The organism is Streptomyces cinnamoneus (assembly GCF_002939475.1).
Taxonomy (GTDB): domain Bacteria; phylum Actinomycetota; class Actinomycetes; order Streptomycetales; family Streptomycetaceae; genus Streptomyces; species Streptomyces cinnamoneus_A.
In genome coordinates this window covers 5,554,568-5,578,953 of the sequence record NZ_PKFQ01000001.1, presented here as the reverse complement: position 1 = coordinate 5,578,953, position 24,386 = coordinate 5,554,568, and the positions used below count along the sequence as shown (strand labels likewise).

The 24,386-nt window shown below is 74.3% G+C and carries 22 protein-coding genes; 12 read left to right on the top strand and 10 right to left on the bottom strand.

Annotated features, from left to right (window positions below):
- Positions 1-63 precede the first annotated feature (63 nt).
- From CYQ11_RS24765 to CYQ11_RS24755, 3 genes are all read left to right on the top strand, one after another.
- On the top strand, positions 64-975 hold the full coding sequence (locus tag CYQ11_RS24765; protein ID WP_099202536.1) for a GNAT family N-acetyltransferase: 912 nt from the start codon (positions 64-66) through the stop codon (positions 973-975).
- Positions 976-1,033: 58 nt separating this feature from the next.
- The gene (treZ, locus tag CYQ11_RS24760; protein WP_099202870.1) at positions 1,034-2,827 is read left to right on the top strand and encodes a malto-oligosyltrehalose trehalohydrolase; all 1,794 of its coding nucleotides are present in this window, start codon (positions 1,034-1,036) and stop codon (positions 2,825-2,827) included.
- 73 nt (positions 2,828-2,900) lie between these two features.
- Positions 2,901-3,191, top strand: a complete 291-nt coding sequence (locus tag CYQ11_RS24755) for a DUF3303 family protein (protein ID WP_181143776.1) — start codon at positions 2,901-2,903, stop codon at positions 3,189-3,191.
- A gap of 60 nt (positions 3,192-3,251) precedes the next feature.
- Here the strand turns inward: CYQ11_RS24755 and msrB are convergent, their stop codons facing one another.
- From msrB to CYQ11_RS24735, 4 genes are all read right to left on the bottom strand, one after another.
- Positions 3,252-3,659 carry a peptide-methionine (R)-S-oxide reductase MsrB gene (gene msrB, locus CYQ11_RS24750; RefSeq protein WP_099202534.1) on the bottom strand — a complete coding sequence of 136 codons (408 nt, stop codon included), beginning with the start codon at positions 3,657-3,659 and terminating at the stop codon, positions 3,252-3,254.
- Positions 3,660-3,685: 26 nt separating this feature from the next.
- Positions 3,686-5,080, bottom strand: a complete 1,395-nt coding sequence (gene murC, locus CYQ11_RS24745; protein WP_099202533.1) for a UDP-N-acetylmuramate--L-alanine ligase — start codon at positions 5,078-5,080, stop codon at positions 3,686-3,688.
- Between the two features lie 151 nt (positions 5,081-5,231).
- Entirely contained in the window at positions 5,232-5,891 is a 660-nt protein-coding gene (locus CYQ11_RS24740; RefSeq protein ID WP_099202532.1) for a response regulator, read from the bottom strand.
- Positions 5,888-7,336: a sensor histidine kinase gene (locus CYQ11_RS24735; protein WP_099202531.1), complete on the bottom strand. Its 1,449-nt coding sequence runs from the start codon at positions 7,334-7,336 to the stop codon at positions 5,888-5,890. Before CYQ11_RS24735 ends, CYQ11_RS24740 begins: the two co-directional genes overlap by 4 nt.
- Positions 7,337-7,519: 183 nt before the next feature.
- Between CYQ11_RS24735 and CYQ11_RS24730 the strand changes: the two genes are divergently transcribed.
- Complete coding sequence (locus CYQ11_RS24730) at positions 7,520-8,584, top strand: ABC transporter permease (protein ID WP_099202530.1); 1,065 nt, start codon at positions 7,520-7,522, stop codon at positions 8,582-8,584.
- Complete coding sequence (locus CYQ11_RS24725) at positions 8,581-9,294, top strand: ABC transporter ATP-binding protein (protein ID WP_099202529.1); 714 nt, start codon at positions 8,581-8,583, stop codon at positions 9,292-9,294. Before CYQ11_RS24730 ends, CYQ11_RS24725 begins: the two co-directional genes overlap by 4 nt.
- 211 nt (positions 9,295-9,505) lie before the next feature.
- Here the strand turns inward: CYQ11_RS24725 and CYQ11_RS24720 are convergent, their stop codons facing one another.
- Both CYQ11_RS24720 and CYQ11_RS24715 read right to left on the bottom strand, forming a co-directional pair.
- Positions 9,506-10,006 (bottom strand): indole-3-glycerol phosphate synthase, encoded by a 501-nt coding sequence (locus CYQ11_RS24720; RefSeq protein ID WP_099202528.1) that lies wholly within the window; start codon positions 10,004-10,006, stop codon positions 9,506-9,508.
- Between the two features lie 220 nt (positions 10,007-10,226).
- Positions 10,227-11,015, bottom strand: coding sequence for a pyrimidine reductase family protein (locus CYQ11_RS24715; protein ID WP_099202527.1), 789 nt, complete (start codon positions 11,013-11,015; stop codon positions 10,227-10,229).
- A 72-nt stretch (positions 11,016-11,087) separates the two neighbouring features.
- Here CYQ11_RS24715 and zapE point away from each other — a divergent pair, with 72 nt between their 5' ends.
- The 4 genes from zapE to CYQ11_RS24690 all read left to right on the top strand — a co-directional run bounded on the left by zapE (position 11,088) and on the right by CYQ11_RS24690 (position 15,354).
- Positions 11,088-12,194, top strand: a complete 1,107-nt coding sequence (gene zapE, locus CYQ11_RS24710) for a cell division protein ZapE (RefSeq protein WP_099202526.1) — start codon at positions 11,088-11,090, stop codon at positions 12,192-12,194.
- A gap of 151 nt (positions 12,195-12,345) precedes the next feature.
- The gene (locus CYQ11_RS24700; RefSeq protein WP_240003691.1) at positions 12,346-13,260 is read left to right on the top strand and encodes a polysaccharide deacetylase family protein; all 915 of its coding nucleotides are present in this window, start codon (positions 12,346-12,348) and stop codon (positions 13,258-13,260) included.
- A 20-nt stretch (positions 13,261-13,280) separates the two neighbouring features.
- Positions 13,281-14,036, top strand: coding sequence for an aminoacyl-tRNA hydrolase (locus CYQ11_RS24695; protein ID WP_099202524.1), 756 nt, complete (start codon positions 13,281-13,283; stop codon positions 14,034-14,036).
- A 49-nt stretch (positions 14,037-14,085) separates the two neighbouring features.
- Positions 14,086-15,354 (top strand): polysaccharide deacetylase family protein, encoded by a 1,269-nt coding sequence (locus CYQ11_RS24690; RefSeq protein ID WP_240003719.1) that lies wholly within the window; start codon positions 14,086-14,088, stop codon positions 15,352-15,354.
- Between the two features lie 84 nt (positions 15,355-15,438).
- Here CYQ11_RS24690 and CYQ11_RS24685 read toward each other — a convergent pair whose 3' ends face one another.
- Positions 15,439-17,508 carry a transglycosylase domain-containing protein gene (locus CYQ11_RS24685; protein WP_099202523.1) on the bottom strand — a complete coding sequence of 690 codons (2,070 nt, stop codon included), beginning with the start codon at positions 17,506-17,508 and terminating at the stop codon, positions 15,439-15,441.
- Between the two features lie 182 nt (positions 17,509-17,690).
- Here CYQ11_RS24685 and CYQ11_RS24680 point away from each other — a divergent pair, with 182 nt between their 5' ends.
- Complete coding sequence (locus tag CYQ11_RS24680) at positions 17,691-18,089, top strand: BlaI/MecI/CopY family transcriptional regulator (protein WP_099202522.1); 399 nt, start codon at positions 17,691-17,693, stop codon at positions 18,087-18,089.
- Between the two features lie 167 nt (positions 18,090-18,256).
- On the opposite strand, the gene CYQ11_RS24675 is transcribed toward CYQ11_RS24680, so the two are convergent.
- The gene (locus CYQ11_RS24675) at positions 18,257-18,955 is read right to left on the bottom strand and encodes a nuclease-related domain-containing protein (RefSeq protein WP_205041826.1); all 699 of its coding nucleotides are present in this window, start codon (positions 18,953-18,955) and stop codon (positions 18,257-18,259) included.
- A 214-nt stretch (positions 18,956-19,169) separates the two neighbouring features.
- Between CYQ11_RS24675 and CYQ11_RS24670 the strand changes: the two genes are divergently transcribed.
- Positions 19,170-20,729, top strand: a complete 1,560-nt coding sequence (locus CYQ11_RS24670; protein WP_099202520.1) for an alpha/beta hydrolase — start codon at positions 19,170-19,172, stop codon at positions 20,727-20,729.
- Positions 20,730-20,807: 78 nt separating this feature from the next.
- Here the strand turns inward: CYQ11_RS24670 and hemQ are convergent, their stop codons facing one another.
- Entirely contained in the window at positions 20,808-21,524 is a 717-nt protein-coding gene (hemQ, locus tag CYQ11_RS24665) for a hydrogen peroxide-dependent heme synthase (RefSeq protein ID WP_099202519.1), read from the bottom strand.
- Between the two features lie 10 nt (positions 21,525-21,534).
- Positions 21,535-22,962: a protoporphyrinogen oxidase gene (hemG, locus tag CYQ11_RS24660; protein ID WP_099202518.1), complete on the bottom strand. Its 1,428-nt coding sequence runs from the start codon at positions 22,960-22,962 to the stop codon at positions 21,535-21,537.
- A gap of 123 nt (positions 22,963-23,085) precedes the next feature.
- On the opposite strand from hemG, the gene CYQ11_RS24655 reads away from it, so the two are divergent.
- Positions 23,086-24,279 (top strand): thiolase family protein, encoded by a 1,194-nt coding sequence (locus CYQ11_RS24655; protein WP_099202517.1) that lies wholly within the window; start codon positions 23,086-23,088, stop codon positions 24,277-24,279.
- The last annotated feature ends 107 nt before the right edge of the window (positions 24,280-24,386 follow it).

Sequence of the window (24,386 nt, the reverse complement as noted above, 5' to 3'; positions counted from 1 at the left end):
GCGTTCGACGGGGGTGGGGCGGTGCCCTACGGTGCGCCTGAGCCGCCCACCACAAGGAGCTTCATGACCGAGCTGGTCCTGCACACCCTCTCCGACCGCGACACCGCCCTGTTCACCTCCCTCCCCGGCCCGTTCCTCGTCGGCCGGGCCGCCTTCGGGCACGTGTGGAAGCCCGTCCGGGACGGCGGGGAGTACCGCCCCGACTGGTGCCGGGTGGCGCTGCGTGACGGCCAGGTGGTGGCGCGCGCCGCCTGGTGGGGGGCGCGTGACGACCAGGAGCCGGTCGTGCTCGACTGGTTCGACTTCGCCGAGGGCGAGGAGGAAGCCGCCGCCGAGCTGTTGCGGACGGCGCCCTTCCGGACCGAGTTCAGCCTGCTGGCCCCGCCGGGCTGGCGCGAGGAGGCACAGGTCCGGGCCGCCGTGGAGGCCCGCGTCGCGGCGGCCGTCGCGGCCGGGATGAAGCCGCTGGTCGAGCGGTACCGCTACGAGTGGACGACGGCGTGCGGCCTGCCGGAGCGCCCCGGGCGGCTGGTCTTCCGCGCGGAGCCCGACGACGCCGTCATCCGCGAGGTGCTCGGCCGTACGTTCGAGGGCACGCTGGACGCCCACGACGGCGGGAACGTCGCCGAGTCGGGCCTGGAGGCGGCCGTCGACGACGCCATGGACTTCCTCAACTGGTGCCCCTCGCCCCGCGCGTGGTGGCGGCTGGCCCACACCCCCGGGGGCGACCTGGTCGGCATCCAGGTGCCCGCGCACAACCCCAACGGCCCGTGCGTCGGCTACGTCGGCGTGGTCCCCGAGCAGCGCGGCCACGGATACGCCTACGACCTGCTGGTGGAGTGCACCCACGACCTGGTGGCCGAGGGCGCGGAGCGGATCACGGCCGCGACGGACCGGGGCAACCTGCCGATGGCCGCCCACTTCGCCAGGGTCGGCTATCCGATCGCGCAGGAGCGCATCGACCTGGTGCCGTAGGGCCCCTCCGGACGGCACCATGGAGAGCACCGTCGTCGACCCGTCGGGAGGAGCCGTCGTGCTGTTCGAGGTGTGGGCGCCGCGAGCCGGACAGGTCACGCTGTGGGCGGACGGGGGGACGTACGCCATGGCACCCGGCCCGGCCGGGACCGGCTGGTGGCGGTGCGAGGCGCCGGGGACCGAGGGCACCCGCTACGGCTTCCGCCTGGACGGCGGGCCACCGCTCCCCGACCCGCGCTCGCGCCGCCAGCCCGACGGCCCCGACGGCACCAGCGCCGTCGTCGACGTCTCCCGCTTCGCCTGGCGGCACGCCTGGCCCGGCCGCCCGCTGCCGGGGGCGGTGCTCTACGAGCTGCACGTCGGCACGTTCACCCGCGAGGGCACCTTCGAGGCGGCGGCGGCCAAGCTGCCGCACCTGGCGGAACTGGGCGTGACCCACGTGGAGGTGATGCCCGTGTGCCCCTTCCCCGGCCGGCACGGCTGGGGGTACGACGGCGTGGCGCCCTGGGCCGTGCACGAGCCCTACGGCGGCCCGGAGGGGCTGGCGCGCTTCGTGGACGCGGCGCACGGACGGGGGCTCGGGGTCGTCCTGGACGTGGTGCACAACCACTTGGGCCCGTCGGGCAACCATCTCCCCTCCTTCGGCCCGTACTTCACCGACGCCCACCACACGCCGTGGGGCGCGGCCGTCAACCTCGACGGCCCCGGATCCGCCGAGGTGCGGGCGTATCTGACGGCCAGTGCGCTGGCGTGGCTGCGTGACTACCGGCTCGACGGGCTGCGGCTGGACGCGGTGCACGCCCTGGCCGACACCTCTCCCGAGCACTTCCTCGCCGAGCTGTCGGCGGCCGTCGACGACCTGGCCGCGCGGCTGGGGCGTCCGCTGTTCCTCGTCGCCGAGTCCGACCGGAACGACCCGGCCACCACGACGCCGCGGGAGGCGGGCGGCCTGGGCCTCCACGCACAGTGGAACGACGACTTCCATCACGCCCTGCACACCGCTCTGACCGGCGAGTCCCAGGGCTACTACGCCGACTTCGCCGCCGACCCCGCGGCGGCCCTCGGCAAGACGCTGCGGTCGGGCTTCTTCCACGACGGCGCGTACTCGTCGTTCCGGGGCCGGCGCCACGGCCACCCCCTGGATCCGGGCGTCACCCCCGCGCACCGCCTCCTCGGCTACGCCCAGACCCACGACCAGGTGGGCAACCGGGCGCTGGGCGACCGGCTGTCGGCCGCCCTCTCCCCCGGGCTGCTCGCCTGCGCCGCCGCGCTGGTGCTGTGCGCGCCGTTCACACCGATGCTGTTCATGGGCGAGGAATGGGGCGCCCGGACGCCGTGGCAGTACTTCACCGACCACACCGACCCCGGCCTGGCGGAGGCCGTACGGACGGGACGGCGGCGCGAGTTCACCGCCCACGGCTGGCCGGAGGAGGAGATCCCCGACCCCCAGGACCCGGCGACGCGCGACCGCTCCTGCCTGGACTGGGCCGAGCCCTCGCGCGAGCCGCACGCCGCCCTGCTCGCCTGGTACCGGCGGCTGATCGCCCTGCGGCACACGGAGCCGGCGCTGACGGACCCCCGCTGGGCCTACGGGGACCTGAGCGCCGACGCCCGTACCGTCCGTTTCGCCCGCGGTCCGCTCCACGTGGCCGTGAACCTGGGGGCCGAGACGGCCGCGCTGCGGATGGGGGCGGCGGCGGCCGGCGCCGAAGTCGTCGCCGCCTGGCGGCCCGTCCCCCCGCCGGACGCCGAGGGCGTCCTGCGGCTGCCTCCGGAGACCGCGGTGGTGCTGCGGGCGGGGGCGGCGCCCGCGCCCCCGGTTGCGGCGGCCACGGGAGCGGGCGGAACCTGAAAGGGACGCGACCGCATCCCGCTGGGGGCGCGGTCCGGGTGCCCCACGCGGCCGCGCCGAAGGAGTGAGGCCGATGCGCACGCTACTGAGGGCCCGGATGGACACCCGCGCCGGCAACGAGGCGGTCCGCGACGGCACGATGGGCACGGTGGTCCAGGAGCTGATGGAACAGCTCAAGCCCGAGGCCGCCTACTTCACCGCGCTGGACGGCGGCCGGACCTGCCTCCTGGTCTTCGACATGGACGACGCCTCACAGATGCCCAAGATCTGCGAGAAGCTCTTCACCGAGATGGAGGCGGAGGTCGAGCTGCACCCGGTCATGGACGCCGAAGACCTGAAGAAGGGCCTGGCGGCGCTGAAGTAGAACGGAAGCCGGGGCGGAGCGGGAAGAGGCCCCTGCGGCCCTGCTCCCGGCCCGCCCTCCTCAGCCCTCCGCCGGCTCCAGCCGCAGTGAGATGGAGTTGATGCAGTACCGCTGGTCGGTGGGCGTGGGGTAGCCCTCGCCCTCGAAGACGTGGCCGAGGTGCGAGCCGCAACGCGCGCACCGCACCTCCACGCGGACCATGCCGTGCGAGCGGTCCTCGACCAGCTCGACGGCGGAGGAGTCCTTCGGGTCGTAGAAGCTCGGCCAGCCGCAGTGGCTCTCGAACTTCTCGGTCGACCGGAAGAGCTCCGCCCCGCAGGCGCGGCAGGCGTAGACGCCCTCCGTCTTCGTGTCGGTGTACTCACCGCGGAAGGCGGGCTCGGTGCCGGCCCGGCGGAGCACCTCGTACTCCGCGGGGGTCAGCTCCGCGCGCCACTGCTCGTCCGTCTTCTCGACCTCGTACGTCATCTCGCACGCCCTCCGCGGTGTGTCGGTCAGCTCTCCAGGCGGGCCAGGATCTTCGGACCGAGGTCCGTCACGTCGCCGGCGCCCATGGTGAGAACGAGATCGCCGGGGCGGGCCATTCCCGCGATCACGTCGGGAACGGCGGCCATCGCGTGCTCGGGGCGGACGTCCGCGCCGGCCTCCTTCGCCGCGTCGATGATCAGGTCGCTGGTGACGCCCGGGATCGGGTCCTCACGGGCCGGGTAGATGTCGAGGACCACCGAGGCGTCCGCGAGGGCGAGGGACTGGCCCATCTCGGTGCCCAGCTCCTGGGTGCGGCTGAAGAGGTGCGGCTGGAAGACGACCAGGACCCGGGAGCCGGCCGCCGCGCCCCGGATGGCCTCCAGGTCGGCGGTCATCTCGGTCGGGTGGTGGGCGTAGGAGTCGATGACCTGCACGCCGTTCGCCTCGCCCTTGAGCTGGAGGCGGCGCTTGACGCCGGTGTACTTGCCGAGGGCGGAGGCGAGGTTGTGCGCCGGGATGCCGAGGGCGACGCCCGCGGCGAGGGCCGCGACGGCGTTGTGCGCGTAGTGGCTGCCGGGCACGGAGACGGCGAAGGTGAGCATCTTGCCGTTCAGCAGGACGGTGACCTCGCTGGCCAGGCCGCGCGGGGTGACCTTCAGGACGCGCACGTCGGCGTCCTCGGCCGCGCCGTAGGTGACGATCTCGATGTCGTGGCGGCCGGAGACCCGCTCGGTGAGCTCCCGGGCACCCGCCTGGTCGGCGGAGACCACGAGCGTGCCGCCCGGGCGGACCCGGCCGACGAAGGTCTCGAAGGACTCGTAGATCTCGTCCATCGACGCGTAGTTGGCGTGGTGGTCCAGCTCCACGTTGAGGATGATCGCGACCTCGGGCGCGTACTTGTGGAAGCTGCGGTCGCTTTCGTCCGCCTCGGCGACGAAGATGTCGCCGCCGCCGTGCCGGGCGTTGGAGCCGGGGCCGTCGAGGTCGCCGCCGATGGCGTACGACGGGTCGAGGCCGAGGGCGGCGAGCGAGACCGCGAGCATGGAGGTCGTGGTCGTCTTGCCGTGCGTGCCGGCCACGGCGATCGGCCGCAGGCCGTCCATCAGGCGGGCCAGCGCGTCCGAGCGGTGGACGACGGGGACGCCGCGCTCGGCGGCGGCGGCCAGCTCGGGGTTGTCCGCGCGGATGGCGCTGGAGACGACGACGCAGGTCGCGTCCTCGTCCAGGTGGTCCGCGGCGTGCCCGATGTGCACCGTGGCGCCCAGGGCGCGCAGCGCCTCGGCGGTCGCGGACTCCTTCGCGTCGCTGCCCGCGACCCGCGCGCCGCGCTGGGCGAGGATCTTCGCGATGCCCGACATGCCGGCGCCGCCGATGCCGATGAAGTGCGGTCGGTCCATCGTCGTGGGGACGGCCGGTGCCATGTGCGGTGCTCCCTGGGTCTGGAGGACTGGATCTAACCAACGGTGATTCTCGCACCCGCCGCCGGCGGCCCGGTCCACGGCCGGGCCGCGCACCCCGTGCCGCAGCCGTCCCCGGCTGTCCCTCGGCTGCCCCTCGACCGTTCCTCGGCCGTCACACCGCCCGGATCAGACCCGCCGCCAGGCCCGCGGCGATGGCGGCCGTACGGCTGTCGACCCCCAGTTTTCCGTAGATGTGCACGAGGTGGGTCTTGACCGTGGCCTCGCTGATGAACAGGCGGCGGGAGATCTGCCGGTTGGCCAGGCCCTCGGCCAGCAGGCCCAGGATCTCGGTCTCGCGCGGCGACAGGACGGGCCGGCACCCGGCCCGTACGCGCCCGAGGAGGCGGGCCGCGACGGGCGGGGCGAGGACGGTCTCGCCGCGGGCGGCGGCGTGCACGGCGGCGGTGACCTCCTCGGGCGGGGCGTCCTTGAGGAGGTAGCCGGTGGCCCCCGCCTCGACGGCGGCGAGGATGTCGGCGTCGGTGCTGTAGGTCGTGAGGATCAGCACGGCGGGCGGGCCGGGCCGGGCGGTGATGCGGCGGGTGGCCTCGACACCGTGCATGCCGGCGCCCATCTGGAGGTCCATGAGCACGACGTCGGGCCGCGCCCCGCCGTCGAGCAGGCGCAGCGCCTCGGCCCCGTCGGCGGCCTCGCCGACCGCCTCGACGTCGGGCAGCTCGTCGACCATGGCGCGCAGGCCGCGCCGTACGACGGGGTGGTCGTCGACGAGGAGGACGCGGACGACACCGCCCGGACCCCGCGGGGCGCTCATGCGGCGACCGTCCCGGTGGCCGGGGCCCCGGCGGGCGCGGAGGCGTCGCCGGGGTGGGGGGTGTGGCCGGGACCGGGACCGGGGCGGGGGCCGGGGTCGGGGTCGGGGCCGTGACCGGCGGCCGGCTCCGGAGGGACGGCCGACTCCAGTCGAACAGCCGGCTCCGGGCCGGCGGCCCGGACCGGCACCGTCGCGGCGATGGCCGTGCCCTCGCCGGGGGCGGACTCGACGGTGAGGGTGCCGCCGAGCTCGGCGATGCGCTCGCGCATGCCGTGCAGACCGAAGGTGCGGCGCCCGTCGGCGGGGCCCTCCCCGGGGGCGAAGCCCACGCCGTCGTCGAAGACGTCGAGGGTGACCTGTCCGTCCAGGTAGGCGAGGGTGACGGCGGCGTGCTCGGCGCGGGCGTGGCGGGCGACGTTGGCGAGGGCCTCCTGTGTCAGGCGCAGGAGGGCGACCTCGGTCTCCACGGGCAGGGGGCAGGGCTGGCCGTCGAGCCGGAAGGCGGCGCCGGGGACCGTGCGCGCGGTGACGCGGCGCAGGGCCTCGGGCAGCGGCGCGTCCTCCAGGGCGGGCGGGGTGAGGGCCTGGACGAACCGGCGGGCCTCGGCGAGGTTGTCCGCCGCCGTCCGGCCGATCTCCCGCACCCGCTCCCGCACGGCCTGCGGACCGGCGCTCTCGGCGGCGCGGGCGAGCAGCACGATGCTGGACAGGCCCTGCGCGAGGGTGTCGTGGATCTCGCGGGCGAGCCGCTGCCGCTCGGCGAGCCGGCCGGCCTCGCGCTGGGCGGCGGCGAGCTCGTCGCGCGTGCGGACCAGGTCGTCGATGAGGAGCTGCCGCCGGCGGCTCTCCTTGGAGAGCGCGGCGTAGCCGTAGCCGGTGAGGACGGCGACCGCGGCGCCGGCCACCGGCCCGATCACCTTGGCGGGCGTGAGCCCGCCGGGCCCGGCCGCCTGGGCGGCCACGACCGCGGCGGTGGCCGCCGCGATCGCCGGGTGCGCCCAGCGCACGGGCATGGCGTGCAGGTAGAGGAAGAACAGCGGGAACGCGACGTAGCTGAAGCCGTGGTCCATGGCGAGGAGCACCAGCCACAGCGCGGTGACCGCGGCGAGCCAGGGCCCGGGCCGCCGCGGCCGCCGGACGACCCCGGCCGCGTAGACGACGGCGAGCACGCAGGCGGACGGCAGCACGGCGGCGGGCCCGGCGCCGAGGAGCGCGGGGGCGAGGGCGACGAGGAGCAGGGCGTAGAAGGCGCCGTGCAGCGCGAGCCGCACCAGGCGCAGCGAGGGCACGTCGAATCCCGCCCGTACCCCGGCGAGCGAGGCTGCGGGCTCACCGCCGGGCGTCGTCCGCGCCGTCCGGGGGAGCGCGCGCAGGCGTGCGAGGGGTCCGCGGGCACGGGCGGGCGCGGCCTGCGCGGCGGGGCGGGGAGGGCTGGTGCGGCTCATCCCGTCGAGCGTACGGGCCGCGGGGCCGGGAGTCCGCCGCCGTTTCCCTCAACCGTTCGGTTGATTTCCGGGTACCCCCTACGGACGGGCCGGCAACCGGTCCTTGCCCTGATGGCGCGGGGGCTGCCGGGCGGGAGGGTGGGGCGGTTCCCACTCGTCTCGTCCGCCGGAGGGTTTCCGTCCGTGTTCGTCGCGCTCCGTGACATCCGCTTCGCCCGAGGACGGTTCGCCCTCATGGGTACCGTCGTCGCGCTAATCACCACGCTCGTGGTCTTCCTCTACGGGCTGACGGGCGGCCTGGCCCGGGAGGCGTCGTCGGCCGTCGCCGCCCTGCCCGCGGACCGGATCGTCTTCGGCGCCCCCGCGGGGGCCGAGCCGGAGGTGTCGTTCGCCAACAGCACCCTGGACGAGCGCCAGGGGGACGCGTGGCGGCGGGCGCCCGGCGTCGCCTCCGCCGAGCCGCTGGGCGTGGCGATGGCGCGGCTGACGGCCCACGGCACGGCCACGTCGGTGAGCGTCCTCGGGACGGCCGCCCGGCTGCGTCCCGCGCTCCTGACCGGTTCGGCGCCGGACGACGCCGGCGTGGCGGTGAGCGAGCGCCTCGCGCGCGAGAAGGGACTGCGGGTGGGAGACCGCGTCACCCTCGGCACCGTGGAGCTGACCGTCTCGGGCGTCACCCCGGACCGGGGCTACGGGCACGCGCCCACCGTCTGGACGACGCTCGCCGCCTGGGGGCGGGCCGCCCACCAGCAGCAGCCCACGGCCCTGGCCGTGCGGGGCGGCGGAGGCCCCACCGGCGCCGTCGCCCGGACCACGAGGGCGGTGGCGCTGGACGACGCGCTGGACGGCATCGACGGCTACGCCGCCGAGCACGGCACGCTCCAGCTGGTGCAGGGCTTCCTGTTCGTGGTCAGCGCGCTGGTGGTCGGGGCGTTCTTCACCGTGTGGACGGTCCAGCGGCGCCCGGACGTGGCGGTGCTCAAGGCGGTGGGTGCGAGCAGCGGCTACCTGCTGCGCGACGCCCTGGGGCAGGCGGCGGCCGTCCTGGCCGCCGGAGCCGTGCTGGGCGGGGCGGCCGGCGTCGCCGGCGGCGCGCTGGCGTCCCGGGCGGTGCCCTTCGAGCTGGGCGCCGAAACGGTGGCCGTCCCGGTGGCGGCCATGGTGCTGCTGGGCCTGGCCGGCTCGGCCCTGGCCGTGCGCCGCATCACCTCCGTCGACCCGCTGACCGCGCTGGGAGCAAGCCGATGACCTCGACACCCTCGGGCGGGGCCTCCGCCACGACCGCCCTCTCGCCCCTGTCCCTGGAGGACGTCACCCTCACCTATCCGGACGGCGACCGCCGGCTGACCGCCCTGGACGGGGTGTCCCTGGCCGTGGCGCCCGGCGAGCTGGTGGCCGTGGTGGGGCCGTCCGGGTCGGGGAAGTCGAGTCTGCTCGCCGTGGCGGCGACGCTGCTGCGCCCCGACGCGGGGCGCGTGGTCGTGGCGGGCCGGGACGTGTCGGGGATGAGCGCCGGAGAGCGTACGGCGCTGCGGCGGGACCGGGTGGGCGTGGTCTTCCAGCAGGCGAACCTGCTGCCGTCGCTGACGGCCGAGGAGCAGCTCCTGGCCGTCGAGCACCTGCGGGGCGGCCGGGTGCGGCCGGCCCGGGCGCGGGCGGCGGAGCTGCTGGAGTCGGTGGGCCTGGACGAGGCGAAGCGCCGCCGCCGGCCGCACCGGCTGTCGGGCGGCGAGCGGCAGCGCGTCAACATCGCCCGGGCGCTGTTCGGCGGTCCGTCCGTGCTGCTGGTGGACGAGCCGACGTCGGCGCTGGATCATGAGCGGGGCGCGGCGGTCGTGGAACTGCTGGCGGAGGTCACGCGGCGGCACGGGACGGCGACCGTGCTGGTCACGCATGACCGTGGGCTGCTCGGCCGGGCGGACCGGGTGCTGACGATGGACGACGGCCGGCTGCGCTGAGGCGGGGCGGCCTCTGCGCTGGGCGGGGGCGGGCGGCGGCGGCACGGTGTGACGGGCCGCCGGTGCGCGCGGCCGCCCGGCGCGCGGACGACCACCCGGTACGACCACCCGGTGGGCGCGCGAACGCCCACCGGGTGATCATGCCCACCCGGTGGGCGTACCGCCGCCTTCATCCCTGGTCAGCCCTGCCTCAGTTCCGGGTCAGCCCTGGTCAGCCCTCGTCGGCCGTCTCCGCCTGGTTCACGTCCTCGTCGTTGTGCGCGTACAGCTTCAGCACGGGCACGCCGACCTTGTGGCGTGCCTGGGAGGCCCAGTCGCGGTGGAAGAACTCCTCGACCAGGTGGGGGGCGGTCAGGACGATCACCTCGTCGGCGTGGGTCTGCTCGACGACGGACCGCAGCAGGTCCAGGGGGTGGCCGTCGATGATCTGGCCGACCGCCTCGCAGCCCGCGTCGCGGAGCCTGCGGAGGGAGTGCTCCAGGGCGAGCGCGGCAGGCCGCAGGGCCTCCTCGCCCTCCGGCTCGTCGGCCTCGTGGACGGCCTGCTCCAGCTCCCCCAGGGCGACGTCGTCGATGGCCCGCAGCAGCCGGTCCTCGTTGCCCCTCGGCCGCATGAGGACCACGAAGGACATGCTGTCGTCGTGGAGGGTCGTGACGAACTCGACATCCGCGGCGGACAGCGGCTGCTCGATCATCAATACGCTCGTGAACACGGTGGGAGCCCTTCTTCTCCGTGGGCCACCGGGCCCAACAGAAACCATCCTGCGCGTGCTCCCCGTGAACCCGCCTGTTGTGGGCCGGGGCCTCGGGGGAGCGTCTGTCTCAATTCTGCCCATCGAAACAGAACCGGAACGGCAAATTCCGCCGATTGTCAGATCCTTTGCGAGGCCCTGGTCGACCGGCGCCGTCGACAGTGGTCAGACCATGCCACGCCTATCCCTCGGCGGCCACCCTGCGGTAGCTGGTGAACAGGAATCCGCCCTCTTCCAGAACGGAACCGAGGGCGAACCGCTCCGGGACCTCCAGCGGCGGCCCGGCCATGATCCTCGGTGCCGCGCCGGTGGCGACCACCGGGGCCAGGGACAGACACATCTCGTCGAGTACCCGCGCCGAGGCGAACTGCCCCAGCAGCCGGGGCCCGCCCTCGGTGAGCAGCCGGATCAGGCCACGCTCGGCCAGCAGCCCCGGCACCCGCGCCGCGTCCACGCCGCGCCCCTCCCCCGCGACGACCACCTCGGCGCCCGCGGCCCGTGCCGCCGCGACGCGGTCGGCGGGGGCCTCGGAGCCCGTCAGGACGAGGGTCTGCACCAGCGGGGAGGTGAAGAGCGGGAGGGAGAAGTCCAGGTCGAGCCCCGCGCTCACGACGGCGATCGCGGGCGCGGGCCCCTGACCGAGCGCCGTGCGCCGCGCCGCGAAGGCCTCGCGGGCCCGGGCGGGCCGGTAGCCCTCCTGCCGTACGGTCTCGGCGCCGACCACCACCGCGTCGGCCAGCCCCCGCAGCGTCCCGAAGATCCGCATGTCCGCGGCGGAGGACAGCGGCTGCGAACGCCCCTCGTGGTGGGCCGCGCCGTCGAGCGACGAGACCATGTTGGCCCGCAGCCACGGGCGCCCGGCGGCGGCCTCCTCGTGCGGGTAGGCGTAGAGGCCGGCCAGCTCGTCCAGCCCCCATTCGCGGTCCTCGAGGTCGGCGGGGCTGAGCGGGGAGGGGAACAGGCGTCGCATAGGCCGCAGTGTGACATGCCTCGCTCCCCGCGCGACGGGGACGGCCCACTTCCGGGGCTACGCTGGATTGCTGTGTCGTCCACCATCGCATCGCCCTCCAGCGCCACCGGCTCCGCCCCCGTCACGGGGCAGGGGACGGACCGGCCCGTCGCGCTCACCTCGCGCGCCCCGCACGTACCGGCCGACCGCCTGGTCGCCGAGATGGTGCCGCCGCCGCGCTTCGACACGGTGCGCTTCGACAACTACATCCCCGACCCGAACCAGCCCAGCCAGACCGAGGCGGTCAAGCTGCTCAGCGGCTTCGCCGACGGCCTCGGCGACAGCGCGGCCGGCGGCCGCAAGCGCTGGTTCCGGTCCCGTCCGGCCGCTGCGGCGGGCCCCCGCGGGATCTACCTGGACGGTGGCTACGGCGTCGGCAAGACGCACCTGTTGGCCTCCCTCTGGCACGCCACCCCGGCGCCGCCCGAGCGGAAGGCCTTCGGCACGTTCGTCGAGCTGACGAACCTCGTGGGCGCGCTGGGCTTCCAGCAGACCGTGCGGACGCTCAGCGGCCACAAGCTGCTGTGCATCGACGAGTTCGAGCTGGACGACCCGGGCGACACCGTGCTCGTCTCCACCCTGCTCGGCAAGCTGGTGGACGCGGGCGTGGCGCTCGCCGCGACCTCCAACACCCTGCCGGGCAAGCTCGGCGAGGGCCGCTTCGCGGCCGCCGACTTCCTGCGCGAGATCCAGGGGCTGTCCGCCCACTTCCGGCCGCTGCGCATCGACGGCGAGGACTACCGCCACCGCGGCCTGCCGCAGGCCCCTGCCCCGTACGACGACGCGACCGTCGAGCGCGTGGCCCACACCACGCAGGGCGCCTCCCTCGACGGCTTCCCCGCCCTCCTGGACCACCTCTCCAAGGTCCACCCCAGCCGCTACGGCGCCATGTGCGACGGCGTCCGGGCCGTGTGCCTGACCGGCGTCGAGCCGGTGCCGGACCAGTCGACGGCCCTGCGCCTGGTCGTCCTCGCCGACCGCCTCTACGACCGCGAGGTCCCGGTCCTGGCGTCGGGGCGGCCCTTCGACGAGCTGTTCAGCGAGGAGATGCTCAAGGGCGGCTACCGGAAGAAGTACTTCCGAGCGATCTCCCGCCTGACGGCGCTGGCGCGCGACGGAAAGCCGTTGACGGAGGGGTAGCCGGGCTTCGGCCCGTCGCACCTCCTGCGGCGCCTCTTTCTCGACACGCCGCAGCGCAGCGAACGTCGGCCGGCCATCGCCGAGGGCGTGCCACATGCGGGCGGTGTCCGTCCAGGCCCGAGCCCTCCGCCCCACCGGAGAAAATCTGTCCGTGACCCGAACCCCGCGCACCCTCCCGCGCACCGCCCCGCGCTCCGGCGCCGTCCTCGCCGCAGTCCTGTGCTGCGCCCTCGCCGCCTGCGGCGGCAGCGGTGGCTCCCACGCGGCCGAGACCTCCTCCGGCGCCCGAGGGAGCCGGGCGGCCTCCCCGGCCGTCAGCCCCTCGCCGTCCGCCGCGCCCGCCGCCCCCACGCTCCCGCCCGCACCCGGTGGCGCCGTCCCCGTCTTCTCGCACGGTTCCCGCGACGGCGGCAAGCGCGTCGCCCTGACCTTCGACGCCGACATGACGGCGGACCAGGGGCCCCGGGCCGCCCGCGGGGAGCACTTCGACAACCCCGGGCTCGTGGAGACCCTGCGCCGCCTGAAGGTGCCCGCCACCGTCTTCATGACCGGCAGGTGGGCGGAGCAGTACCCCGACCAGGCCCGGTCCATCGGGGCGGACCCGCTCTTCGAGGTCGCCAACCACTCGTACAGCCACCACGCCTTCTCGACCCCCTGTTACGGGCTGCCGGCCGTGCCGCGCGGCGGGGCCCGCGCCGACGTGGAGCGGGCCTTCGCGGTGTTCCGGCGCGCCGGGGTCGAGCGGGTCGTGCCCTACTTCCGCTTCCCCGGCGGCTGTCACGACGCCACCGTGCTGCGTGAGCTCGGGCCCACGAAGGTGACCGCCGTGCAGTGGGACGTCGTCAGCGGCGACGCCTTCGCCAAGCAGGCCGGGCCGGTTGCCGCACAGGTGCTCTCCCAGGTGAAGCCCGGGTCGGTCGTGGTGATGCACTGCACCCGCAGCGCGGCTCCCACGACGCAGGAGGCGGTGGAGCGCGTCGTGCCGGAGCTACGGGCCCGCGGCTACGAGTTCGTACGGGTCTCGGACCTCGTCGGCGCCGGCGCCCACCAGCCGGGCACCCCGTGAGCGGCTGGCAGACTGGGGGTGTGACCAGCACTGACGCCCTTCCGCACGGCGAAGACCCCCGAGAAGCCGCCCGCGAAGTCCCCAGCGAAGACCCCCGCGACGACGCCCCTCAGTTCGTCCTGCCGCTCGTGGTGCGCATCGAGAAGGCCGCGCCTCCGTCCCGCACCGACGCCCTCCAGACGGCGGCTCGTGCCGTGCTGGCGCTGCTGTCCGACGAGCGGGCCACGGCGGAGGACGGTGAGTGGGCGCGGGCGGTGCGGGACTGGCAGGACGCCCGCATCCGCAAGGTGGTGCGGCGGGCGCGGGGCGCGGAGTGGCGCAAGGCGGCGGCGCTGCCGGGGCTGACGGTGGCCGGCGAGCACGCCGAGGTGCGGGTCTTCCCGCCCGTGCCGCTGGACGGTTGGCCCAAGGAGCTGGTCAAGCTCCAGGTGTCGGGCACGGACCTGGACGATCCCGGACCGCCCGCGGAGGCGGACCCCGCGCGGCCGGTGCTGTGGCTGAACCCGGACCTCGCGATGTCGGCCGGCAAGGCCATGGCGCAGGCCGGGCACGGCGCCCAGCTGGCCTGGTGGGTCCTGGACGACGCCGCCCGGCGGGCCTGGCGCGAGGACGGTTTCGCCCTGTCCGTACGGACCGCGGACCCGGCGCGCTGGGCCGCGCTGACGACGAGCGGGCTGCCGGTGGTGCGGGATGCGGGGTTCACGGAGATCGCCCCGGGATCGTGCACGGTGGTCGCGGACCACCCGTTGCTACGGAGTTGTCATACAAGCCTGTGATACTGACGCCTGAACAGATGTGCTGGCGCCAGGGAGTGCGAAGTTGTCGATGAAGTCCATGCGCGGCAAGTCCATGTACGGCGCGACGGCTCTGGGCTCCGTGTGCGTCGTCGCGGCGCTCGTGGTGGGGCTGACGGGCGGCGGTTCCGATGACCGCGGAAGCTCCGCCGCCGCCTCCTCGGGCCGCCCGGAGTCCGGGAACCCCAAGGACGAGGCGCACGGCGGGGCCAAGGAGGAGGAGGTCTGGGACGGCAAGGTCCACGTCCTCGGGGACGGCTCGACGTCCTACACCGGCCCGCAGCCGAACGTGAAGAAACCCGAGAAGCTCAAGCCGGGCGAGAAGCCCCCGCAGTTCGTGGTCTTCTCCTGGGACGGCGCGCTGGAGGGCGACGACCACCTCTTCTCGCACTTCCAGGAGGTAGCCAAGGAGAACGACGCGCAGATGACGTTCTTCCTGACCGGCATGTACCTGCTGCCGAAGTCGAAGGCGACGCTGTACAAGCCCCCGCAGCACAAGCCGGGCGACGCGGCGATATCCTTCGCGACCGACGCGCACATCCGGGACACCCTGAAGCAGGTGCGCAGCGCGTGGCTGGCCGGCAACGAGATAGGCACGCACTTCAACGGCCACTTCTGCGGCGCCAAGGGCGGCGGCGACTGGAGCCCGGCGGAGTGGAAGAGCGAGATCGAGCAGTCGTATTCCTTCGTGCAGAACTGGAAGACGAACACCGGCTACAAGGACCTGCCCCCGCTGCCCTTCGACTACAAGAAGGAGCTGGTGGGCGGCCGCGCCCCCTGTCTTGAGGGGCAGAAGAACCTGCTGACGGCGGCGAAGGAGTTCGGCTGGCGGTACGACGCCAGCTCGCCCGGCGACTTCCAGCTGTGGCCGTCCAAGGTCAACGACATCTGGAACTTCCCGCTGCAGCTGCTGCCGTATCCCAAGAGCGACAAGCAGGTCCTGTCGATGGACTTCAACTTCCTCTTCAACCAGTCCGGGGACAACACCAAGGGCGACCCGGCGAAGTACGAGGAGTGGCGGAAGCTGACGCGTGACGGCTATCTGAACGGGTTCGAGCGCGTGTACAACGGCAGCCGGGCGCCCCTGTTCATCGGCAACCACTTCGAGGACTGGAACGACGGCATTTACATGAAGGCCGTGGAGGACGTCATGAAGTCGGTGTGCAAGCGGGACGGGGTGCGCTGCGTGTCGTTCAAGCAGCTGGCCGACTGGATGGACGTCCAGGACCCGAAGGTGCTGGCGAAGCTGCGCGGGCTGGACCCGGCGCAGGCCCCGGACTGGAAGAGCTTCCTGAAGTAGTCCGCCGCGAGCGGCCGGCCGCCCGCGGGGAGCGCGGGCGCGGCTCCCGTGCTCCCGTCCGGGCCGCCCCGGCCCGGCCGCCGCTCAGCCGCCGGTCTTCGCCATGCAGGCCGTCCAGATGTCGATCGGGTACGGGCTGCCGGTCGCGGTCTTCGGGGCGCCGCCGAGGCCGTCCAGGGGCAGCAGCTCCTGGGTCTTGGGGTCGATGCGGGTGAGGGAGACGGCGGTCGAGACCTTGCCGCGGTAGCCGGCGAACCACGCGGACTTGTTGTCCGGTCCGGTGCCGGTCTTGCCGGCCGCGTCCGGCCCGGCCGCCTTGGCCGCGGTGGCGCTGCCGCGCTTGACGGCCTCGTGCAGCGCGTCGTCCACGGACGTGGCGACGCCCGCCGGCAGGGCCCGCTCGGCGGTGGGCTTCTCCACCTCCACCGCGTCGCCGTTGCGCCGGAGGCTGCCGACGGAGTAGGGCTCGCTGTGCATGCCCTTGGCGGCGAAGGTGGCGTAGGCGCCGGCCATGCGGATGGCGCTGGGCGTGGAGGTGCCGAGCGAGAAGGCCGGCACCTGGGGGCCGAGGCTCTCGGGGAGCAGCCCCGCGCCCACGGCCGTCCGGCTCACCCGGTCCAGGCCCACGTCCATCCCCAGCTGCATCATCGGGGAGTTGACGGACTGGGCGACCGCCTCCTTGAGCGTGATCCTGCCCCAGGACTTGGAGTCGTCGTTGAGGGCCTTGACGATCTTCCCCGAGCGGTCCCAGTAGGGCCCCTCGGGGGTGCGTATCGCCACCTTGTTGTCGCCGTTGTAGAGCGTGGCGGGGGTGACGGGCGTACGGGTCGCGCCGCGTTCGCGCTGGATGCCGTCGCGGAGGGCGGCGGCGTAGACGAAGGGCGTGAAGGCGCCGCCCGCCGGGACGACGGTGGAGTTGGCGTCGTTGAAGCCCTGCTTGAGGTAGTCGGGGCCGCCGTAGAGGGCCACGATGCGTCCGTCCGTCGCGACGGAGGCGGCGCCGATGCGGACGTTCTGGTCGGCTTCCCGCTCATCCGGGTCGAGGTGGGCGCGCGCGCCGTCGACGGCCTTGGCGAGGGCCTCGACCCTGGGCTTCTCGAAGGTGGTGCGGATCTGGTAGCCGCCGAGGTCGAAGTCGGCGTCGGAGACGTTCGTGTGGGCGCTGACGTAGGCGCGGGCGGTGTCCACCAGGTAGCCGGTCTGGCCGGTGAGGTTGACGGGCTTGGGCGGGGCCTTGGGCTCGGGGAAGGTGGTGTAGCGGGCCCGCTCCTCGGCCGAGAGCTTGCCGGTGCTGACCATGCGGTCGAGGATCCACTTCCAGCGCTCGACGGCGCGCTCGTGGTTCTTGGCGCCGACCGCGGGGTCGTACAGGGCCGCGCCCTTGAGCAGCGAGGCGAGGAAGGCGCCCTCGCTGGCGTTGAGCTGCGAGACGTCCTTGTCGTAATAGGCGTGCGCGGCGCGCGCGATGCCGTAGGTGCCGCGGCCGAACCAGCTGGTGTTGAGGTAGCCCTCCAGGATGTCGTCCTTACTCATCCTGTTGTCCAGCTTGATCGCGATGAACGCCTCGGTGAGCTTGCGGCTGAAGGTCTGCTGCTGGTTGAGGTAGGCGTTCTTCACGTACTGCTGGGTGATCGTGGAGCCGCCCTGGGTGTCGCCGCCGGTGACCATCCGGGTGACCGCGCGCATCATGCCGCTGGGCGAGACGCCGCTGTCGGAGTAGAAGGTCTCGTTCTCGGCGGCGAGCGCGGCCCAGCGCACCTTCTCGGGGACCTTCTCCAGCGCCGTGTCCTGACGGTCCACGGGGCCGGTGCGGGCCATCTCGGTGCCGTCGGCCCAGTAGTAGACGTTGTCCTGCTGGGTGGCGAAGGCGTTGAGGTCGGCGGGTATCTCCGTGCGGGCGTAGAGGATCATGACGATCGCGGTGAGCGTGCCGAAGACGAGGCCGAACAGGCCCAGCGCCTGGCGCCACGAGGGCACCCAGCGGCGGTAGCCCGTGCGCCCCGGGCGGGGGTAGGCGGGCCGGAGGCGGGCCGCGTCGAAGCGGGGCGGCCGGAGGCGGGGCAGGCTGAAGCGGCGGGCCGGCGGCCGGCGCCGCCTGCCGTGGGCGGAGGCGGATGGCTTGTGGGCGCCTGTCCCGTTGTCCCGTTCGACCACTGACTTACCCCGACCTCGTCCGAACACCTGTCGCCGCTTCTCGCACTCGATATCCCGCGAGTCTGCCACAACCGAAATCTTCAGATCCGTCAGGTTCTGAGCTGACGTCCGCGTCCTTTACACTCCTGTAGAGGGAGAACCCGGAGATCAGCGGTAGCTCGGCAGAAGGAACACTCAAGAAGATGGACGCGGCCACACCCGTCGTCGTGCGCCAGGGCCGGCGCCGCCCGAGCGGAGCGCTCGAAGGCGAGGTCCTCGCGGCGCTGCAGCGGGCGGGCATCCCGCTGACACCCCGTGAGGTGCAGGCCACCCTGCCGGGCGAGCTGACGTACAGCACGGTGGTCACGATCCTCTCCCGGCTGCACGGCAAGGAGGTGCTCACCCGCACCCCGCGCGGCCGCGCCTACGCCTACGCGCCCCTGACCGACGAGGCCGGGCTCGCCGCCCGCCGCATGCACAAGATCCTCGACGGCCGCACCGACCGGGAAGTGGTGCTGACCCGCTTCGCCGACGGCCTGGACGAGGCGGACGCGGCGCTGCTGCGGCAGCTGCTGTCCGACGGCCTTCCCCGGCCCCGCTAGGGGGTGTCCGATGGGTCGGTGCGGGTCCTGCGGTGTCCGGTGCGGTGGATCGCAAGGCGGAGCATTTGCCTCGGACCGGGCGTCCTCGGCTGATGTGACAACGCAGCGAGGTGCCGTGCCGGGCGCCGCAGGGCCTGTGCTGACCCATCGGACACCCCCTGGCCCCCTCACGCCCCCAGCCAGACGCGGCGGTTGCGCGCCACCGTGTGGATCCGGTCGACCCGGTGCGGGTGGAGCGCGCCGCCCAGGGCGCCGAGTCCGGCCACCTCCCGCTCCCCGAGGACGCGGACGTCCTCCAGCGAAGCCGCCACCTCCCAGCTCGGGGGCCCCACCAGCACCAGGACCGGCAGGACGCGCACCAGGAAGCCGCACCCCCGGGAGAGCGCCAGCGACGCCCGAGCCGCGCTGTGCCGGGCCCGGCGGACGCAGGGGCGGGGATGCCGTTCGCCGACGACGCGGACGGCGGAGTCCCCGACCTCCGCATGAGCCCTGCGGGTCGGCTCGGAGGCGACGCAGAAGACACCTCCGGGGCCGATGAGCAGGTGGGAGATCACGGCGCTGGCGGGGCCGCCGGGCAGCACGATCGAGTGCACCACCTCCCAGCCACCGGCCGTCAGCTCCTCCAGCTCCGCGCCGACGACTTGCTCGGCGGCCAGCCGCCTGCGCCAGGAGTCCTCCACGGGCCTGCGCCCCAGCAGCCGGGCCAGGACGAGCCCGGCGCGCCCCGTCCGCGACGCGTCGAGCCTCGCACGCAACGTCTCCCCCGGGCGGTTCGGGGCGAGGTCGTCGTCGGGGGGCAGGAAGAGCCGTTCGGGGTCGTAGGGCCTTCCGATCGCGCTCCTCTTCGCTTCCGGCCGCTCGCACACGCCCATCACCCCCACCCGCCATCCTGCCGCAGAAGCGGGGGAGCCAACCGTGTCCGCGCGGTTCGGCGGCAGCGCGGGGGCGAACGGGGGGCGGGGGCGCCGGGTCGAGCCCATTAGTGCCCGAAACGCTCGACATCGCCGGTCAGTCCTTTACTTCACCAACCCCTGACCTAATTATCCCTTTTGCCGTATTACATATGAAGGGATAAGGCTAGTGAGAACAGCAGCCTTGTACGGAACCCTCGGATCCCTGATCCTCACCGGGCTCACCGGCCTCCCCGCCACCCCGGCACAGGCCTACGACGGGCAGGCCGAGACGCGCGGCGTCGCCCTCGCCGCCCGCCGGGCCGCCGACCGCGGCATCGACTTCGGCGCCTGCCCCGCCGTCGAGGGCCTCGCCGCCCCCGTGCAGTGCGGCACCGTCGCCGTACCGCTGGACTACGCGCACCCCGACGGCAAGCAGATCCGCCTGACTGTCAGTCGCTCCCGGGCCCTCGGCGGCGGCGCCGCGCGCCAGGGAGCCATCGTCTTCAACCCCGGCGGGCCGGGCGGCAACGGCATGTTCTACCCCCTGCTCGCCCGGCTCCCCGCCTGGCGCAACATCGCCGACGCCTACGACCTGGTCGGCTACGCCCCCCGCGGCGTCGGCCGCTCCGCACCGCTGTCCTGCGTCAGCCCCGGCTTCGCCAAGGGCCCCAGCAAGTCGCCGGAACACCCCTCCCGCGCGTACAAGGAGCAGCAGCTCACCAAGGCACGGGCCTACGCGCGCGGCTGCGCCCGCCGGGGCGGCCACGGCCTGCGGCACTTCACCAGCCTCAACAACGCCCGCGACCTCGACGTCCTGCGCGCCGCGCTCGGCCAGCGCAGGCTCACCTACGTGGGAGCCTCCTACGGCACCTACTTCGGCGCGCTCTACGCCACGCTCTTCCCCCGGCACGTGCGCCGCATGGTCTTCGACAGCGTCGTCAACCCGGACCCGCGCAAGATCTGGTACGGCAACAACCTCGACCAGTCCGCCGCCTTCGAACGGCGCTGGGCCGACTGGCGCCGCTGGGTGGCCAAGCACCACGCCGTCTACCACCTCGGGCGCTCCCCGGCCGACGTGCTGGACTCCTACGACAAGGCCGTCCGGCGGCTGTCCCGGCGGGCGGCGGGCGGCTCGGTCGGCCCCGCCCAGCTCCAGGCCCTCCTGCTGAAGGCCGGCTACTCCGACAGCTACTGGGCCCGGGACGCCCAGGCCCTCTCGGCGTACCTGCGCGGCGACGACAAGCCGCTGGTCGCTCTCGCGGGGGACGGCGGGGCGGACAGCGCGCGGGCCGCCGAGAACGAGAACGCCGTCTACACCACCGTGGAGTGCAACGACACCTCCTGGCCGCGCTCCTGGCGGCTGTGGAACCGGGACAACGACCGGCTCGCCGACCGTGCCCCGTTCGAGACGTGGAACAACGCCTTCATGAACCTGCCGTGCGCGTTCTGGCAGGGGCCCCACCAGCGGCCGCTCGACGTCCGCGTGAACCGGCGCTCCGGTCTGCCGCCCACGCTCCTGCTGGCCGCCGAGCGCGACGCGGCGACGCCGTACAAGGGGGCGCTGGAGCTCCAGCGCCGCCTGGCGGGCTCGGCGCTGGTCACGGAGCGGGGCGCGGGCACCCACGGCATCGGCGGCGGGCCCAACACCTGCGTCAACCGCTACCTGGAGACGTACCTGCTGACGGGCGAGGTCCCGGCGCGTCGCGTGTACTGCGCACCGCGACCGGAGCCGAGGGCGACGACCTGAGGTCCCCGAACGGGCCCGGGCCCGCCCCCAGGAGGGGCGGGCCCGGCGCCGTTCGGATCAGGTCCGACCACCGCCCCTTCAGGCCAGTCCCGCCACCAGGTCCGCCACGGCCTTGCGGCGGCCCGTGTAGAACGGCACCTCTTCGCGGACGTGCATCCGGGCCTCGGAAGCGCGCAGGTGACGCATGAGGTCCACGATGCGGTAGAGGTCGTTGGCCTCGAAGGCCAGGATCCACTCGTAGTCGCCCAGCGAGAACGACGCGACCGTGTTGGCGCGGACGTCCGGGTAGCCGCGGGCCATCTTGCCGTGGTCGGCGAGCATGCGGCGGCGGTCCTCGTCGGGCAGCAGGTACCAGTCGTACGAGCGGACGAAGGGGTAGACGCTGACGTAGTCGCGCGGCGTCTCGTCGGCGAGGAACGCGGGGATGTGCGACTTGTTGAACTCGGCCGGGCGGTGCAGGGCCATGTTCGACCACACCGGCTCCAGCGCCCGGCCCAGCCGGGTGCGGCGGAAGAGGTTGTAGGCGTCCTGGAGGGCGTCCGAGGTCTCGGAGTGCCACCAGATCATCACGTCGGCGTCGGCCCGCAGACCCGACAGGTCGTACGTGCCGCGCACCGTGACGTCCTTCTCGGCGAGCTGGGCGAAGAGCTCCTCGACCTCGTCGGCCCAGCCGGCGCGGTCCTGCGGCAGCACGTCGCGCAGCTTGAACACCGACCAGAGGGTGTAGCGGATGACCTCGTTGAGGTCCTTGGCCTTCTTGCCGGCGTTCGGGGTCTTCACGGTCGCGTCAGTCATGTCCCTATTCTCACTCGTCGCCCGCGGTGTCCCGCGTCAGGGTCTCCAGTACCTCGTCGGCGGCCCGGCGCCCGCTGGAGACGCACGCCGGGATGCCCACGCCGTCGTACGCGGCGCCGCAGACACGCAGGCCGGGCAGGCGCGCGACGTGCTCGCGGACGCGGGCGACGCGGGCCAGGTGGCCGACCGGGTACTGCGGCAGGCCGCCGTCCCAGCGGGTGACGACGCTCTCGACGGGCGACGCGGCGAGGCCCACGGCCTCGCCCAGGTCCGCGAGCGACAGCGCCACCAGTTCGGCGTCCTCGCGCCCGAGGTCCTCCTCGTCGCCGAACCGCCCGATCGAGGTACGCAGCACGAAGACGTCCGGGCCGGCGTCCGCGATCCAGCCCCACTTCTGGCTGGCGAAAGTAGACGCCTTGATCTTCCGGCCGTCGACCGGCGGGACCAGGAAGCCGCTGCCCGCCGGCAGCCCCGCCACGTCGCGGCGCCGGAAGGCCAGCGTGACCAGGGCCATGGAGGCGTACTCGACCGAGGCCAGGTCGTCGGCGGCCGCCCGGGCGTGCGGGGCGAGCAGCCGGGCCGTGGGGGAGGCGGGGGTGGCGAGGACGACGGCGTCGGCCGTCAGCGTCCGCCCGTCCAGGACGACCCGCCAGCCCTCCGGGCCGCGTTCGAGGCCGGCGACGGGGGCGTTCGTGAGGATCTCCCCGCCGGCCGCGCGCACCGCGTCCGCGACCGCGCCCGGCAGGGTGCCGATCCCGCCGTCGACGCCCATGAAGACGGGGCCGGCGGCCGTCTGCCGTCCGGCGGCGCGCTCCTGGAACTCGCGTACGCCCTCGATCAGCGAGCGGTGCGTGCGGGCGATCTCGAACAGCTGCGGGACGGCCGCCCGCAGGGAGATCCGGTAGGGATCGCCTGCGTACACGCCGCCGAGGAGGGGCTCCACCAGGCGGTCGACCACCTCGCGGCCCATCCGGCCGGCCACGTACTCGCCGATCGCGACGTCGTCGCCGACCTCGGTGCGCGGCAGCTCGGCGTCCCGGGCGACCCGGGCGACGCCCTCGTCGGAGAGGACCCCGGAGGCCGCCAGCGGGGCGAGGTCGCCGGGCACGCCCATCATGTGTCCCTTGGGCATCGGGCGCAGCCCGCCGCGCGACCAGATCCCCGCCGTGGCGGTGGCGGGCGGCTGGAGCCGGTCGCCGAGTCCCACCGCGCGGGCCAGCTCGACGGCCTCCGGCCGGCGGGCCAGCATCGACTCGGCGCCCAGGTCGACGGGCACGTCGGCGATCCGCCCGGCGAGCAGCTTGCCGCCGAGACGCCCGGACGCCTCCAGGAGGGTCACGCGCACGCCGCCCGCGAGCAGCCGGTGGGCCGCCGCGAGGCCCGAGATTCCGCCGCCGATGACCACCACGTGCCGGGAGGGGGTGTGCGCTGCGCTCATGGCCCCACTGTCTCAAACGGCCACCGGCCCCGGTCCGGCACCCCATTGACAGTGATCGTGGCCGGGCCGAGACTCGCGCGCACAACGACCGTCCCACTCGCCACGAACGTTTACGGAGCCCCCATGAACGACCGCATCCGGGATGTGTACATCGTCGACGCCGTCCGCACCCCGGTCGGGAAGTACGGCGGCGCCCTCGCGGGCGTGCGCCCCGACGACCTCGCGGCGCACGTCGTCCGGTCCCTGGTCGGGCGCACACCGGAGCTGGACCCGGCGCGCGTCGACGACGTCGTGCTGGGCAACGCCAACGGCGCCGGCGAGGAGAACCGCGACGTGGCCCGCATGGCCGTGCTGCTCGCCGGCCTTCCCGTGGCCGTGCCCGGCGCCACCGTCAACCGGCTGTGCGCCTCCGGCATGGAGGCGGTCGTCCAGGCGTACCGCGCCGTCGCCGTCGGGGACGCGTCGGTGGTCGTGGCGGGCGGCGTGGAGTCGATGAGCCGTGCGCCCTGGGTGCTGCCGAAGGCGGAGCGGGCGTTCCCCGTCGGTCACCAGCAGCTGTACTCGACGACGCTGGGCTGGCGGATGACCAATCCGGCCATGCCGGAGCGCTGGACCGTCTCCCTCGGCGAGGGCGCCGAGCTCGTCGCCGACAAGCACGGCATCGGCCGCGAGGCGCAGGACGCCTTCGCGCTCGCCAGCCACGAGAAGGCGGCCCGGGCGTGGAAGGACGGGGCGTTCGAGGCCGAGGTCGTGCCGCTGCCGGGGGTGGAGCTGCCCCGGGACGAGTGCGTTCGCGACACCACCTCGGCGGAGGCGCTCGCCGCGCTGAAGCCCGCGTTCCGGCGGTCCGGGGGCACGGTGACGGCCGGGAACTCCTCGCCCCTGAACGACGGCGCGGCCGCGCTGCTGCTGTGCGACGAGGAGGGGCTGCGGGCCACGGGGCGCGAGCCGCTGGCGCGCGTACGGGCCTCGGCCGTCACCGGCATCGAGCCGGACCTGTACGGCCTCGGCCCGGTCGAGGCGGTGCGGCGGGTCCTGGCGAAGGCCGGCCGGGGCTTCGGCGACCTCACCCACGTGGAGCTCAACGAGGCGTTCGCCGCGCAGGCGCTGGGGTGTCTGGCCGAGTGGCCCGAACTCGACCCCGCCCTCGTCAACCAGCGCGGCGGGGCCATCGCCATCGGCCATCCGCTGGGTTGCTCAGGCGCCCGGCTGGCCGGCTCGCTCGCCCACCAGCTCGCGGCGGCGGGCTCGGGGACGGGCCTGGCGACGCTGTGCGTCGGCGTCGGCCAGGGTCAGGCGCTGATCCTGGAGCGCTGAGCCCGCAGGCGTACCGAAGGCCGTACCAAAGGCCGTACGGGCGGTCCGGCGGGCCGGGCCGGGAAGTGGCCGAGAACCGCCTGCCCGGCGCGGATCACCGCCGTCCG

Excerpts from the sequence above, each read along its gene's own strand:
- CYQ11_RS24765 (WP_099202536.1), top strand. The coding sequence starts at position 64 with ATGACCGAGCTGGTCCTGCACACCCTCTCCGACCGCGACACCGCCCTG.
- CYQ11_RS24755 (WP_181143776.1), top strand. The coding sequence starts at position 2,901 with ATGCGCACGCTACTGAGGGCCCGGATGGACACCCGCGCCGGCAACGAG.
- msrB (WP_099202534.1), bottom strand. The coding sequence starts at position 3,659 with ATGACGTACGAGGTCGAGAAGACGGACGAGCAGTGGCGCGCGGAGCTG.
- murC (WP_099202533.1), bottom strand. The coding sequence starts at position 5,080 with ATGGCACCGGCCGTCCCCACGACGATGGACCGACCGCACTTCATCGGC.
- CYQ11_RS24740 (WP_099202532.1), bottom strand. The coding sequence starts at position 5,891 with ATGAGCGCCCCGCGGGGTCCGGGCGGTGTCGTCCGCGTCCTCCTCGTC.
- CYQ11_RS24735 (WP_099202531.1), bottom strand. The coding sequence starts at position 7,336 with ATGAGCCGCACCAGCCCTCCCCGCCCCGCCGCGCAGGCCGCGCCCGCC.
- CYQ11_RS24725 (WP_099202529.1), top strand. The coding sequence starts at position 8,581 with ATGACCTCGACACCCTCGGGCGGGGCCTCCGCCACGACCGCCCTCTCG.
- CYQ11_RS24715 (WP_099202527.1), bottom strand. The coding sequence starts at position 11,015 with ATGCGACGCCTGTTCCCCTCCCCGCTCAGCCCCGCCGACCTCGAGGAC.
- CYQ11_RS24690 (WP_240003719.1), top strand. The coding sequence starts at position 14,086 with ATGAAGTCCATGCGCGGCAAGTCCATGTACGGCGCGACGGCTCTGGGC.
- CYQ11_RS24680 (WP_099202522.1), top strand. The coding sequence starts at position 17,691 with ATGGACGCGGCCACACCCGTCGTCGTGCGCCAGGGCCGGCGCCGCCCG.
- hemQ (WP_099202519.1), bottom strand. The coding sequence starts at position 21,524 with ATGACTGACGCGACCGTGAAGACCCCGAACGCCGGCAAGAAGGCCAAG.
- hemG (WP_099202518.1), bottom strand. The coding sequence starts at position 22,962 with ATGAGCGCAGCGCACACCCCCTCCCGGCACGTGGTGGTCATCGGCGGC.
- CYQ11_RS24655 (WP_099202517.1), top strand. The coding sequence starts at position 23,086 with ATGAACGACCGCATCCGGGATGTGTACATCGTCGACGCCGTCCGCACC.